Here is a 12,925-nt window from a genome sequence, read left to right as displayed (position 1 = left end):
ACCCAATCTCACCATCTCGCGAGCCCAATAGTGCGAGCCGGCGCATGCCTCCATCGCGACGATGCAGGAGGGCTGAGCAGCAATGAACTTGCGGAATAATGGGCGCGCCAACTTCTTACGAAATAAAACAGAACCGTCAGCCGCTGCTCCGTGCAGCTGAAATACATTCTTTGCCAGATCAACGCCAATGATGGTAACCGTCTTCATGAAGACTGCCTTTCGCTTGAGTGGTGTTTACGCCAAGACTTTTATGCCGCCGGAGAAGGCTGGCATCCACCCCATCTTGAGACTATGGCGTCGATGAGCCATGATCCGCAAATCAGTCTGCCCGCTGTGGCACGCTGATATCCCTTCCGGCCCTTGCCGGAAAGCACGGCCATCAGGCGCGAGCTACACCACTCATCGGGACACCATCGGAATTCAGGCTCGTCAGAAGCAGGTATCACGGATGACGTCATTGCCAATTGCTCGATGCAGGCTCCTGAAAAGGATCAGCAGTTAGGTTAAGCCCACATTTTAAATTTATGACATTGTGGATGACAAGTCGGTGCTGAGCCGGCGGACGTTGACAACTGGCTAGTTCCGCGATTCACCTACTGCGCCTCGTTCGGACGCATACGGACACTTGAGAAGGGCTCCGCACTGCCGCGGAAAGGGCAAGTAAATTAGCATAGTTACCGGAGCGACACGAGGCGTACCAGGACGTGAGCCATGCTGCAGCCGGCGAACCATCGGTCTGGACTTTCATAGGTAGTTGTTTTGGCGTGCAGCATCGACACGAATGGTGCGGTCTTTATCCGTCGGGATAGGCGCCGGAATGACGTAACCGTGTTTTTGCGGCCTTGCCGCTTTCCCTGATTCGAAGCCTACTCAAAGGGCTATCATTTCATGAGATTCGCTTGAGACCAATATGCCACCGAAACCTATGTAAAGCGGCAGAAAATTGATGCACACGATGCGGAGACAATCTGCAAGGCGGCAACTAGGCGATAATATTTTGTGCCTGTAAAAAAGCAGCACGTGCTGATTATGCATCGGGTGCGCAAGCCTTTGATACGTCAGCGGACGATCCTGTTGAACGCCCCGCGGCCACCTGGCGGAATTTCGACCTTCACGTGATAGGATGTGCCGGTGCCGGCTCTTTGTACGCGCAAATCACAAGGGTTGCGGGCTTATCCCGGCAATTGCCGGGACAGCGATTATGTTCCTGTTACACAACCGTGGAGGTACATCAACAGATCAGCGAGATAGATGAGCAAAATCAGGCCGGCACCTCACCAGTGAATTGCGCCGCCGAATGGAGGCGCTGCCCTGGAATCGACCTCATCCCCGCGGCCGCATTCGCCGCGATGTTAACCGCTGCATGGTTCAAGCGTCAGTTGGCGCCTAGGTTGAATTTGGTGCCACGGCAAAACTCATCGGGCGGCACAAATCGCCTTTACCGTATCACCGGACAGCCCATCAGAAGAGGGTCGATCCGTCGTGTCCATTCCTCACTGTTTTTATGGCTGCAAGAACTCGATGAACTCAACGGCCCAAGGTTGAACGTTCCCTGCTTCTGTCGAAATTCATAAGTTCATTATGCGCGCAATTGTAGCATTCGGCGATGGACTTCGCGACTATGTGCGCCGTATTCCGTTCCTCAAAAGAACTAAGTCCTGCTGGAAGCCGCCCCACCTCACCCGCAATTATGTTGATGCTTCTATCCAAATCTGCGCTTGGCAGCTGTACACGCTGCTCTTGGTACCACGCTTGCTGGTCTGCCTTCAAATGATTATACTGCTGCTCCAATTCTGGGTTTCGATGAAACAACTCGGTAAGGCGCGCCTGCTGGACTGCATCCAAATGACCATCTGCTCGAACAAGGGCTATGCCTCCGTTGGTGCGAATTGTCGGATCATCGTCTCCGAAAGAAGAAAGCGCTTGATTGATGAGGCGCGTTCTATCAGAAGGGTCATGCAAGTCATTTAGATTGGTCGATAAGACAGTGGCCGCGAGAGTTCGTTGCCATCTCTCATCGCACTGCAAGGCGTTGTCGACTATGGAAGTCTGCGCAGAAAGCTCGTAAAATTTAAGTATTGGCTGGATCGCGGGTGCCTGCAGAGTTACGAACTTTTCGTCGCCTGCCGAAAAATCCGGTAATGTTTTCGAAGCCAAACTCGATTGTAAGGCGCCGATGCGGCTGAGTCGCGCCTCAAAACTCCCAATTGCGCTGTCCGGGAACTTGTCGAGTATTTCATGGTTCGTCGCTTTAAGATTGGCGAGGTTGACTGCCGCTTGCTGCGGGTTGTCATAGGGGCATATCTCTTTCGCAATTCTTGAAAGAACGTCCCTCGGGAGGTGATTTAGATCACGAGGCAGGTCATTTAGTTCACTCGGCAGGTCAACCATTGATCATAGTCCTATCCAATTTCCACTGCTCCAGCAGCTAGCATTCGCGAGCGACCTGCTGAAAGCGATACCTGGTTACACCTGTAATCCGGGTGTTTTTATGCCGGCATTGATGGGTTGGATAGAGTCTGAAGCGTCAAGCTCTCTTTTGTAAATTGATTGCAAATGAATTTCGTAAGGTCTGAGGCCGAAGACGTCTTAAGGCGACCGCCGAAATTCGTTGGTGGAACCAAGTCAGCCAAGTCCTGACGAAGCTGATCTGGCTCCTCAGATCCCTTACAAACGGCGTCCACCAAACTGAGGTCCTCCTCCCATGCTTTTCGAAGAACATCAACACGAAGGGCCCAACAATGCACATTGACGATACGCTCCGCATCGCGACCACAAAGACCGACAGGATCGCCGCCACTGAAGGGCTAGCAGAGACCGTGGTCGTGGATGACGAGAAGCATCTTCAATGGTCCCGCGAGCCGCATCGCTGCACGCTATTTTCGCAGTCTATGCCGAAAAGCAGCATCGACGAACGCCGAGAACGCCGACGATGGATTGCGCCTGCTCGGATAGTGTTGGCGCTGCCGCACGATACGACGCGCGATCTTCTTGCCTTGGTCAAGCGTATGGTAACCCAGCAACAGGCGGCTGACGCGATCGCAGTCAAAGGCGAAGAACGCTAGACTGACCTGCTGCTGCTTTGGCGCTAAGATAGATGAAGGCCTTGCGATCAGCCATCACGATGCTCGCTTTGCTGCAAATGCCTGAGTCCGCGCCAGAGCCATCAGCATCGGTCCGACGGAGAATTCGCCGCGCCGCGCCTTGGTCGTCAGATCCCGCAGATAACCGCCAGCCGAATTGAGAGATCGGTAACTTTTCTGGGGTCAGGCTGCGCGGAAAAGCGATGACTTGGCTTGAACAATCGAGGCACGACTGGGTCCGGTTGTCGCAACCGTGCCCATAGCCGGATGCGAAGGTCGCGCTGTTCATGTCCGCCGCCCGGACCTGCATCAGCGTGTGAACCCGCGGATCCACCAGGTCGCCTTGAGCGGAACCCAACCACAAAGGCTTTCTACTTTTCATTTCTTCGTCAATGATTGAAGCAGTTCTCGCGGCCCCCCGCAACTTTTCGGTGTTGGTGAAATGGTCGTTGTCAATGGCGTGAGCACAGCCGTGCAGGAGGCGCTCTACCTGTCGAATCTTGCCTCCAAGGTCACGGTCGTTCATTGCCGACATCGTTTCCAAGCGGTGTCGATCCTGCGGTACCGCCTCTTAGCCAAACCTAAGATAAAGTCATTTGGAACCGCGTCATCGCCGAAGTTCTCAGAGAACCGGGCCGGCTACATCAAGGTCGGTTCCTGGTCGACGATGACAACCGTGACGGGGTCCTCGCAGCTGACGATGTTTTCGACCCGGTGTTCCGTAAGTCGATGAGCGCCGCCGCATGGGAAACATAGCGACCCTGGAAGCCGAGGGCTTCCTGACGGAGCATCCACGTGCGCCGGTCGCGCAGGGATCGGGATTTTGCTCTGAATTTGATTTCTCTATTGCGTGCCCGTACGATCCAAATCGTTCTTTGGAAGGTTAATTTACGTGAACAATCAACACAGCGCGGGCGGCTACGACACCCTTCGGTTTAATCGCGAGGGCCAGGCAGAGGCCTTCGATGCCATTGGCGCTCGCTATGATGAGACCTTTCCACACAAACAGGGTCAAGTCTCAGCGGGCGATTGGCTGATCAGGTCCTTGCCGACCGGTTCTCGGGTTCTGGATCTGGGCTGCGGTACCGGAGTGCCAACTGCGCGCCAGTTAGTGGCCTCCGGTTTCGAGGTCGTGGGCATCGATCTGTCAGGCGGGATGGTGAAACTCGCCCGGGAGTATGTCCCTGGCGCGACATTCCACCAGCTGGACATTGCCGACTTGCGACCAGGTGGCCCGCGGGACCTCGGCCAGTTCGACGCGGTCGCGGCCTTCTTCTCGCTGCTAATGCTGCCCCGTGCGGAGATTCCCCTCGCACTTCTGACGATTCGCAATCTGCTGGTCCCTGGTGGCCTGTTCGCCCTGTCCATGGTGGAGGCCGATGTCGACGATTTCTCAATCCCGTTCCTCGGAAACAACATCCGAGTCTCGGGTTACCTGCGCGAAGATTTGCGGGCGGTCATCGGAAAGGCTGGCTTCCAAATAGTGGAGGAGATCTCCTACACCTATGCCACGGCTGTCGATGTGCCGCCGGAGGAACAGATCTTCCTATGCTGTCGTATGAGCTTTTCGCGCAGCGGATCGATGCGCATCTCCAGCGTCGGCAAGTCGGCGGTGTAGCGGGCGATCACCACCGCGTCGAGGCGGTTGGCGCCTTTGCGCGATAGCGCGTCACGGTGAAGCAGAGTGCGGCCCTGTCGTCACCATAGGTCTTGTAGATGCAACTGAATCACCTCTTCGCGTCGTTCATGTTCGAAATCGACATCGATATCGGGCGGCTCGTCTCTTTCCTGACTGACGAAGCGTTCAAAAGGAGATCGTTGGTGTCAGGGTCGATTGAGGTGATTCGGAGCACATAGCAGACGGCGGAATTGGCGGCCGATCGCTGCCCTGGCATAAAATGCCCTGCGATCGGTATATCGGACGATCGAAAAGACGGTCAGGAAGTAGGGCGCGTATTTCATCGTCTCGAGCAAAGCCAATTCGTGGCGAATTGTTTTTTCGACATGCGCCGGAAGACCTTCGGGATAACGGCTTTTGATGCCCTCCCAGGTGTAATGCTCCAGCGACTGCTGCGCCGTCATTCCTGGAATCAGCGCCTCCTCATGGTACTGGTAGGCCAACTCATCGAGTGAAAACCTGCAGCGGTCAACAATCTCCATCGTCCGCGCCACCGCTTCAGGTAACGTGGAAGAGACGGGCCATTTCCTCCGGCGGCTTCAAGTAACGATCCGCATACCGTTCACGCTCGAAGCCGACGTCGTCGATGGTGCTTCCCGTGCGGATGCAGGTGACGACATGCTGCAGCTGCCGGCGGTCCGCGGCACCGTCAGGTTAACCGGCTGGTGACCGAATTGAGGCATATGTGAGGGATGAAGGACACCCGTCATCCCCACTATGCCCGTCACCGCTTTCCAGCTGAAGTGACCAGCTCGCGATGTGGTTGTACTTTTTATTCCCGCTCAGCCTCCGGATGGTGGAGGAAATGCTCGCGGCCCGCGGCCTCCTGGTCAGCCATGAGACGGTGCGGCAGTGGGCGCTGAAGTTCGGCCAGAACTTCGCCAACCAGATCCGCCGCCGTCTTCCAGCACCCAGGGATAAATGGCATCTTGATGAGGTTGTGATCAGCATCGCCGGCCAGAAGCACTGGCTGTGGCGGGCGGTGGACCAGCACGGGGATCGTGCCCGATATTCTGGTTCAGAGTCGCCGCAATGCCAAAGCCACCAAGCGGCTATTGCGCAAGTTGCTCAAGAAGCAGGGCAGCGCACCGCGCGTGATGATTACCGACAAACTCGCAAGCTACTGTGCGGCCAAGCGAGAGATCATGCCCGGCGTCGAGCATCGCCAGCATCGGGGATTGAATAACCGAGCAGAAAACAGTCACAAGCCTACCCGACGACGCGAGCGATTCAAGTCAGCCGGTCAGGCCCAACGCTTCCTCTCGGTTCACGACCAGGTTGCCAATCTCTTTCGCCGTCCCGCAAACACCGACGCAGCTGATCATCGCAGGTCCCGCGCACAGGCGTTTCAGGACTGGACTGAGGTGACTGGAGCCGCCGCTGGTTTCTGATCTGACGGTCACAACAACCCGGCCTACCTCATTTCGCTAAGTTGACGATGCCATCCCAACCATCCGCGAGTGCCGCCCGCAGCGGTTTCCTTCCTTCCAGCATTGGGCAAGGAACGTTTCAAAGTACCATGGTGATGTTGGCTTCAATGCTGCTCGCAGCTATTCCGTACCCTGGCGTCTCATCGGCGAGAGCGTTCAGGTCATTGCGTGGCGGGGCGCGTCATCGTTCGCCACGCTGGCCATGTTGTTGCCGATCATGCTCTCTGCCAAGGAAGGCGACAACGGATAATAGACCGAGCGCACTTTGTCGGCGTTGCGGGTATCGAAGGATTGGTTCGTGCCGCTCCGGCGGAGATGGCACCAGCAACCCTGTTGCGACCACTTGCTGAATACGAAGCTGTGGTCGGAGGTGGTTGGTGATGACGACCGTGGATCATGATTTACTCATTGCGACACTCGATCGCCTGAAGCTAACGGCAATCCGAGATCAGCTTGACGGTCTGCTGGATGAGGCGGCTCGCTCAAAAATGACTCCGCGGCTCTGGCGTTTTGGTGTCGCGAGAGATCGCCCGTCGAGAGGCGTATCTCTATGTGGAGCAAACTGACGCAATTCCCATTCGTACGAGAACTCGACGGCTTTGACTTCGAGGCACAACCATCGCTGGATCGAGGACAGATCAGAGAGTTGGCGACCTGCCGCTGGATCGCTCACGGCGATACCGTCCTATTCCTATGGCCTCCCGGAACCGGGAAAACTCACCTTGCCGTTAGCCTCGGTCGTGAGGAAATCCGTCAAAATTACAACGTCCAGTTCGTGACGGCGGCCATGTCGCAATGCTGGCCAAGGCCCACAACGACGGCACGCTAGACAAGCAGTTGACGATCCTGTCACGGCCGACACTACTGATTATCGACGCCTGGGATATCTGCCCTTCGAAGCGAATGCGGCTCATTTGTTCTTCCAACTGGCCTCCAGGCGCTACGAAAAGGGCTCGATTCTGATCACTTCCAATTGCCTTCGCAAGTGAAGCGTCTACGCCATTCTGGAAGGGCGAACGTCAAGCTGAAGCGGAATGTCGCCGAGCTGTCGCTGAACAAGACCGTGCTGCAGGGTTGTCTCCTTCGTTCGTGCAAGGGTCATGATTATCCAGGCCGCCGGCGCATGGCGAGAGCCTCGTTGAGGTCACCACCAGAGGCGGGATAGTCCGCCTCGTCCCCTGCCGCATCATGAGGCGGTCAAATACGCAATAAGCCGTGCTGTAGTCTATGGGATTGATATCGGCAGAATATGCTCCACGTCGTCGGCCTGGGCAGCGACGCCATACTGGTTCAAAAAGCGATATCTCCGACGCGATACGCTTGAGTGTGCGCGGCGCCTGCAGTCGAGGGGATGGAGTTGTGTGCTGACTCTCAGCGGGTCGCGAGGAATATACAGCGCTTGGTCACAAGGTTCGGCTGATCCCCGCGCAAGCCCTCGACATCATCAAGCGAGGAATCGCTATGTTCGCAACTTTTCGTGCATGCCGCATGATCGTCCTTTCGGCGCCTCAGGCTCAAATGCACCCGAATAAAGCTTTTGTCGCCGGCATTGCCGCCAAGATGGCAAAGGTTGTCTGGGTTTGTACTGACCAAGCCTGGAGCACTCTAAGAACGCAGAGATCCTGCTTTCGCCTGACGCTCTTCGCTCAATTACAAGGCCCGGGAATAGTGATGGACGAAACAGTCGATCAACGTGCCGTAAGTCCTGTAAAAAAAGGGCTTCGTGCCCGAATTGTTTATTGGGAACGGCGTGTGCCGATCTCATCATGACCTGCTGCAACAGCGCTCCACGCGCGAAGGGCCGGATACTTTTATGAAACAGGAATCGTTATTCGCGATGTCGCGGTCCCTTGTATGGGGCACCGCCCATACATTTTTGACCGACGGCGGAGCAGGACGGCAACTTTATGCAGGGCACCCGATGCGGCATCCTGGTGTATGGGATCGCTCGCCGTGGCGCCTGATCATCGCCGATGATCCCACCGGAGGCAACGCTATGCGGCATGGCAGATCGTGTTCCAAGGAGTTCTCTAATCGCGGTTATCAAGTTAGGCTCGGTTTGTATCGCTGGTCAGGCTCATGGTTCGCTTCGAGGTCGGCATTTCGACCGCCTCATCATGGCGTGGGATAGGCTCAGTCGGCCAATGTGGCGTTCGCGGTTAGCGCCACGATCCCGAGCTTCAACTATGCCAATGGCCCGGATCGTGGCATCGCAGGGAACGAGCGCCGAAATGCATCCCGCTTCAGCTGCTCCAGGATCGTGTCGTCGCGGCAGTTCGCCCCTGATGGGTTTCCGGCATGTAAGCTGCGGCAGGACAACCATCGCGTGAGATCGGCGTCTCAGGAGCTTGCTTCTCGCGAGACAAAAATTTGCAACGGAATCTGGCGGATCCATCGTTCGAGATCATCATCATCTTCCCCACGCTGAGCGTTACAAAGCGACCCACCAGCCACGCGGCATCTTGAGCTGTGAGCCATGGCCCGGTAAAATTCGTCTCGCATCGCTCAGCATGCTTTTATCGCTGGCTCGACGGCGGTCCATTTTTGGCTGCGCGGCGTGCACTCGACGAATGTCGGACATGCGACATAGCCGGTCTGAGCGATTCCCTTGTATTCAAACGAGTTTTTCTTGGCACGCATATTGCTCTGTATGATTCGCAGCCTCACGGACCGACGATAGTCGTGCCTAAAATCTCGAAATGTTAGCACAGTGGACAGCTCAGTAACCACACATGGACCACCAACAAACCATCGCTAACCAGAAGGTTTCCGAAATGTCTAAGACCGCAGACAAGCTCAGCCAAGCCGCTGAAACCTCCGAATTCCCGACCTTCGATCCCAGCGAGGCCACTGATCAGCTTCTTGTTATCGCCGAAAAGCGCGTGGAGCAATCGACAGAAGCTATTGCCAAATTCCAGTCCAGCGCTGAAGAGAACCAGAAAGTGCTCAAGTCGACCTTCGAAACCGCTTGGTTGGTCGGCAACGAGTTGGCGCTGACAACGATCGCCGCGCTGCGCGCCAATACCGAAGCACACTTTTCTTATCTTCAAGCTCTGGCCGTGCAAAGTCACTGTCCGAGGTAATTGAGCTGCAGACAACATCTTTCGCAAGCGCGTCGAAATGGGAGTCGAGCAGGCTAAGGACTTTCGGGCGCTACCACCAAGGTTGCAACCGATATTTCCAAACCGATCAAGGTCGGCATCGAGAAGACACTCAGGGATCTCCACGTTGCTCAAGCGCCCCTTAGGGGAGAAAGGCGTTAGCGGACAAGATCACGACTAGATTTCCTGTCGCCTGGCGGCAGCAGCGTGCGTCGTGCGGCCACGGCCTCAGGAGTGTCACTGAAGGCAGGGTCAACTTTATCATAATAGTTCTTTAAGGAGTTATTGGCATGCGCGTAGAAAACGATCCTTGCGATGTGATCGGTGTGTCGGTCGCTCCCACGCAACTTGATAATTTGTCTTCCCTGATTCTGCAGCAGGGGGGGATGGCGCGAGTGTCGCTGCCAGGCGATGTGGTGACCTGGGCGGCAGGCGGTCACGAGACGCTCAGCCGGATGCTTTCCGACGAGCGTTTCAACAGGGACTGGCGACAGTGGCGGGCGCTCTAGGACGGCGAGATTCCCGAGGATCATCCGCTGATCGAGATGTGCAAAGTGGACAACATGGTCACGGCGCATGGCGCCGATCACCGGCGCTTGCGCGGCCTGCTGTCCAGAAGCTTCACGCCCAGTCGTATCGCCATGCTGGCGCTACGGATCGAACAATGCGTCGATCGACTCCTAGCCGAGATGGCGCAGCGCGGCTGACGCATCCGCAGCAACTGCACCTGGTGCGCAGCGGCCAAGTTCCGTGGTCACAGGCGATCGAGGAGATCCTGCGCTGGGGCAGCGCAGTGGCCAATCTGCCGTTCCGCTATGCCACCCAGGACGTGGAGATCGACGGATGCACGGTCCGCCGCGGCGACGCCGTCCTGATGGCGTTCCATGCGGCGAACCGGGACGAAAAGGCCTTCGGTCCCGGCGCTGACAGGTTCGATGTCACCCGGCGGCACAACCCGCACCTGTCGTTCGGCAATGGGCCGCATTTCTGCCTGGGCGCTGCGCTGGCGCGCCTGGAATTGCGCTGCACCTTCACCGCGCTGTTCGGACGGCTGGAGGATCTAGCGCTGACCATCGCCGCGGAGGACGTCGTCTACATGCCGTCTTACGTCATTCGCTGCCCGCAGCGCCTGCCGGTCACCTTCCGCCCTTCCATCGCTTAGAGAGTGCGGCATTCACCCCGGATTCGGTGATTCTCGGTTCGCCGGGGTGACTGGTCTCGCACGAGGGGGCGAGCACGACCGGTTATGCACGATCGTGGCGCCGGCCTTCAGCAACGGCAGAGTGAAGCTGCTCGCGCAGCAGGTCGAGGCGAATGCCGCGCAGTTGTTCAAGACGCTGGCGGCCCAGCCCCAGCCCGCCGACCCTGCGGCGCCACCTCTCCTTCGCTTCCGGCATTAGTCATCAGCGCGCTGATGGACGAATGCGCAAGCACGAACTGCTGAGCGAAGCCGAGCGGGAACAACTACTGGGATTCCCGGCGGACCGTGACGACCTGGCCCGACTTTACACCTTTGAGCCCGGCGACCTCGATCTGATCCGGCGTCGCCGAGAGGACCGCAATCGCCTCGGCGTTGCCCTTCAGCTTGCGCTGTTTCGCCACCCTGACCCTCGCTTAAATTCTTAAGAGCTATGGCGGGCTGTCCGAAGAACTGGTGTCCTTCATCGCCGAGCAGCTCGACGTACCGACTATTGCTCTCGCAGATTATGCGGGTCGGGAACAGACGATGACGGATCACGCCCGCGAGCTCGCGGGCGTGTATGGGCTTCGCGCGGCGGCCAGGACAGATATCCCTTTCATGATCGAGGCGGCCGCCAAGGCTCAGCCGTGCCCCAAACAACAAAGCCGGCGCTACGCTGCCACCGCCAAGGATGTCGGCCGACTGATGCGCTTATTTCAAGGCACGATCGACGCACTTTCCACCGCGCTCAACAACGGACTCCGACCCGGTCGAGGCGATCGACGAGACCATCGGCTGGGCGAACTTGCTCAACGCACGACCCGAAGTCGCAGCACTCGACGAAAAGATCAAGGCGGCCGGACAGGCGGCGGCCGACACGGCCGATACTTCCGACAAGTAGGCCGCCACCATCGCCGTGGAGATTAGCGGGCCGACGCCGGGAACGCTCATCAGGCGCCGGCAATTGGCCTCGTTCTGGCTGATCTCCTCGATCTTGCGGCGGATTGATGTGTTCATCGAGCCACAGCCGTCAGATCGTTCATCCTAGGCGAGAGCTCTCAGATGACAGCAGCTGCACTCGTTGTCGGCTATTCGACAATGTCGGACATGAGACACTGCGCTGTCGGCGTGATCGCGTCGTTTTGACGATTTTCTGGTTTGGCGCAGTAGTTGCTTGGCTAAAGAGAAGTAGCCTAGCACAACCAATAGGAGTTCCTCGATGAACAGCCTCGCCGAACAGGCAGTCGCCACCACGAGATCAATGCCAGCGAAGCTGCCCGCCAGTTGGCATGTGGCCAAGCCTGTGACCGTCAATCCCCCGCCACATGTGGGGACGCCAAAAATCTCACGACGCGGCCACGCGTGACAACAAGGCGCTCGCTCGTCCCGCCGCCTGATGAAGCGCAGCGGTGCGACACCGTAGAGTGCTTCACGGAAGACCGGTCAGGTTCTGAACTCGCCCGGCAATTTCCACACCAGCTGGCAGATCGAGGCTCATCCGCGCCGCGCTCCCGCCCAGTCCCGCAAATTGATCACTCTCCAGCAAAGGACAACGAATGTTTTGCGAATACTTCCATTTCCTGAAGGGGCTGACGCGGCCAGCATCGCAACGGCAGGGCGACACCGGTCCATCAACACCAGTGGCTTGCGCAGTGGGCAAGTCTGACGCCACACAAAGGGGATCTGAGGCGAAGAAGCTCAGGCTCAAGACGGAGGCGCTGTACGAAAGACGCGGTCAGCTTATGAAGCGCGTCTCCATCAGATCCGTAGCGATTTCCTGTTTTCTGTTGGCTGCCCCATCGTTCGCCGCCGCAGACAACGCTCTATTTTCCTCCGACGATGGCAACGTCGTCCTTTTCGGCGATATCGGCATCGCCAACATCAAGGCCCAGGAATTTGTCTATATCGGCGACCACAAGCTCAGCCAGCTGAACTGGGAAAGCAAGGGGATGACCCTCTTCACGGCTGGTGTCGACGCGCAGATCGACAACGACTGGAGCTTGAAGGGCAGCGTCAAAGTCGGCGCCGTCGGCGACGGTCACATGACCGACTACGACTGGCTTAGCCTCGGGCACGATGACTGGAGCGACCGCTCAATCCATCCCGATACCGAACTCGATCACTATATCGCCGGATCGATCGAGATCGACCGGATCATCTACGGCAACGAGACCAGCAGTTTTTCGGTCGGCGCCGGTGCCCGCTATACCGACGTCAAATGGACGGCCTATGGCGGCTCCTACGTCTATTCGAGTGATGATTCTTTTCGCGACCTATCCGGGACATTCCCAAGCGGAAAAGGCATCAGCTACCGGCAACAGATTCCGGTTGGCTTCCTCAGCCTGAGCGGCGAACACGTCGTCGGCGATCTTACCATCAGCGGCGGCATTCAGGGCGGCTTGAGCTTCGGCATCAAGGACATCGACGACCATTGGGTGCGCGACCTGCGTTTT

At 57.5% G+C, this 12,925-nt stretch carries 10 protein-coding genes and 8 pseudogenes; 13 read left to right on the top strand and 5 right to left on the bottom strand.

What is annotated here, in order from left to right; all coding sequences use genetic code 11:
* Positions 1-207: pseudogene (locus BSG20_RS33515) on the bottom strand (IS110 family transposase); the annotation flags it as partial.
* Between the two features lie 1,320 nt (positions 208-1,527).
* Positions 1,528-2,391, bottom strand: coding sequence for a hypothetical protein (locus tag BSG20_RS33510; protein ID WP_072382071.1), 864 nt, complete (start codon positions 2,389-2,391; stop codon positions 1,528-1,530).
* A 350-nt stretch (positions 2,392-2,741) separates the two neighbouring features.
* On the opposite strand from BSG20_RS33510, the gene BSG20_RS36865 reads away from it, so the two are divergent.
* Complete coding sequence (locus BSG20_RS36865; RefSeq protein WP_072382067.1) at positions 2,742-3,065, top strand: hypothetical protein; 324 nt, start codon at positions 2,742-2,744, stop codon at positions 3,063-3,065.
* 54 nt (positions 3,066-3,119) lie between these two features.
* On the opposite strand, the pseudogene repC reads toward BSG20_RS36865, so the two are convergent.
* Positions 3,120-3,245, bottom strand: a pseudogene (gene repC, locus BSG20_RS33495) (replication initiation protein RepC); the annotation flags it as partial.
* 730 nt (positions 3,246-3,975) lie between these two features.
* Here repC and BSG20_RS33485 point away from each other — a divergent pair.
* Complete coding sequence (locus BSG20_RS33485) at positions 3,976-4,701, top strand: class I SAM-dependent DNA methyltransferase (RefSeq protein WP_022718901.1); 726 nt, start codon at positions 3,976-3,978, stop codon at positions 4,699-4,701.
* Between the two features lie 34 nt (positions 4,702-4,735).
* On the opposite strand, the pseudogene dnaE2 reads toward BSG20_RS33485, so the two are convergent.
* Positions 4,736-5,397, bottom strand: a pseudogene (dnaE2, locus tag BSG20_RS38730) (error-prone DNA polymerase); the annotation flags it as partial.
* A 56-nt stretch (positions 5,398-5,453) separates the two neighbouring features.
* On the opposite strand from dnaE2, the pseudogene BSG20_RS33475 reads away from it, so the two are divergent.
* From BSG20_RS33475 to BSG20_RS39090, 10 genes and pseudogenes are all read left to right on the top strand, one after another.
* A pseudogene (locus BSG20_RS33475) lies at positions 5,454-6,152 on the top strand (IS6 family transposase).
* A 157-nt stretch (positions 6,153-6,309) separates the two neighbouring features.
* Positions 6,310-6,572, top strand: a pseudogene (locus BSG20_RS33470) (Mu transposase domain-containing protein); the annotation flags it as partial.
* A pseudogene (locus tag BSG20_RS33465) lies at positions 6,572-7,165 on the top strand (ATP-binding protein); the annotation flags it as partial. The pseudogenes BSG20_RS33470 and BSG20_RS33465, both read left to right, overlap by 1 nt.
* Positions 7,166-7,652: 487 nt before the next feature.
* Complete coding sequence (locus tag BSG20_RS36085) at positions 7,653-7,961, top strand: hypothetical protein (RefSeq protein WP_143147594.1); 309 nt, start codon at positions 7,653-7,655, stop codon at positions 7,959-7,961.
* A 962-nt stretch (positions 7,962-8,923) separates the two neighbouring features.
* Entirely contained in the window at positions 8,924-9,274 is a 351-nt protein-coding gene (locus BSG20_RS38725) for a hypothetical protein (protein ID WP_306372272.1), read from the top strand.
* A gap of 308 nt (positions 9,275-9,582) precedes the next feature.
* Complete coding sequence (locus BSG20_RS38135; protein ID WP_167371653.1) at positions 9,583-9,801, top strand: hypothetical protein; 219 nt, start codon at positions 9,583-9,585, stop codon at positions 9,799-9,801.
* 155 nt (positions 9,802-9,956) lie between these two features.
* A complete protein-coding gene (locus BSG20_RS38130) occupies positions 9,957-10,454 on the top strand; it encodes a cytochrome P450 (RefSeq protein ID WP_244541518.1) in 498 nt (165 codons plus the stop codon).
* A pseudogene (locus tag BSG20_RS33445) lies at positions 10,421-10,709 on the top strand (cytochrome P450); the annotation flags it as partial. The gene BSG20_RS38130 and the pseudogene BSG20_RS33445, both read left to right, overlap by 34 nt.
* A gap of 5 nt (positions 10,710-10,714) precedes the next feature.
* A complete protein-coding gene (locus BSG20_RS39095) occupies positions 10,715-10,918 on the top strand; it encodes a DUF4158 domain-containing protein (protein ID WP_072382063.1) in 204 nt (67 codons plus the stop codon).
* Positions 10,911-11,096, top strand: a pseudogene (locus BSG20_RS39090) (DUF4158 domain-containing protein); the annotation flags it as partial. The gene BSG20_RS39095 and the pseudogene BSG20_RS39090, both read left to right, overlap by 8 nt.
* Before the next feature lie 87 nt (positions 11,097-11,183).
* On the opposite strand, the gene BSG20_RS38120 reads toward BSG20_RS39090, so the two are convergent.
* Positions 11,184-11,489 carry a hypothetical protein gene (locus tag BSG20_RS38120; protein ID WP_244551840.1) on the bottom strand — a complete coding sequence of 102 codons (306 nt, stop codon included), beginning with the start codon at positions 11,487-11,489 and terminating at the stop codon, positions 11,184-11,186.
* A gap of 539 nt (positions 11,490-12,028) precedes the next feature.
* On the opposite strand from BSG20_RS38120, the gene BSG20_RS36080 reads away from it, so the two are divergent.
* A partial coding sequence (locus tag BSG20_RS36080; RefSeq protein ID WP_244541493.1) for an omptin family outer membrane protease occupies positions 12,029-12,925 on the top strand: 897 nt, incomplete at its 3' end.

This window comes from Rhizobium tibeticum, from assembly GCF_900110205.1.
GTDB classification, from domain to species: domain Bacteria; phylum Pseudomonadota; class Alphaproteobacteria; order Rhizobiales; family Rhizobiaceae; genus Rhizobium; species Rhizobium tibeticum.
This window is presented reverse-complemented; position numbering and strand designations above follow the sequence as displayed.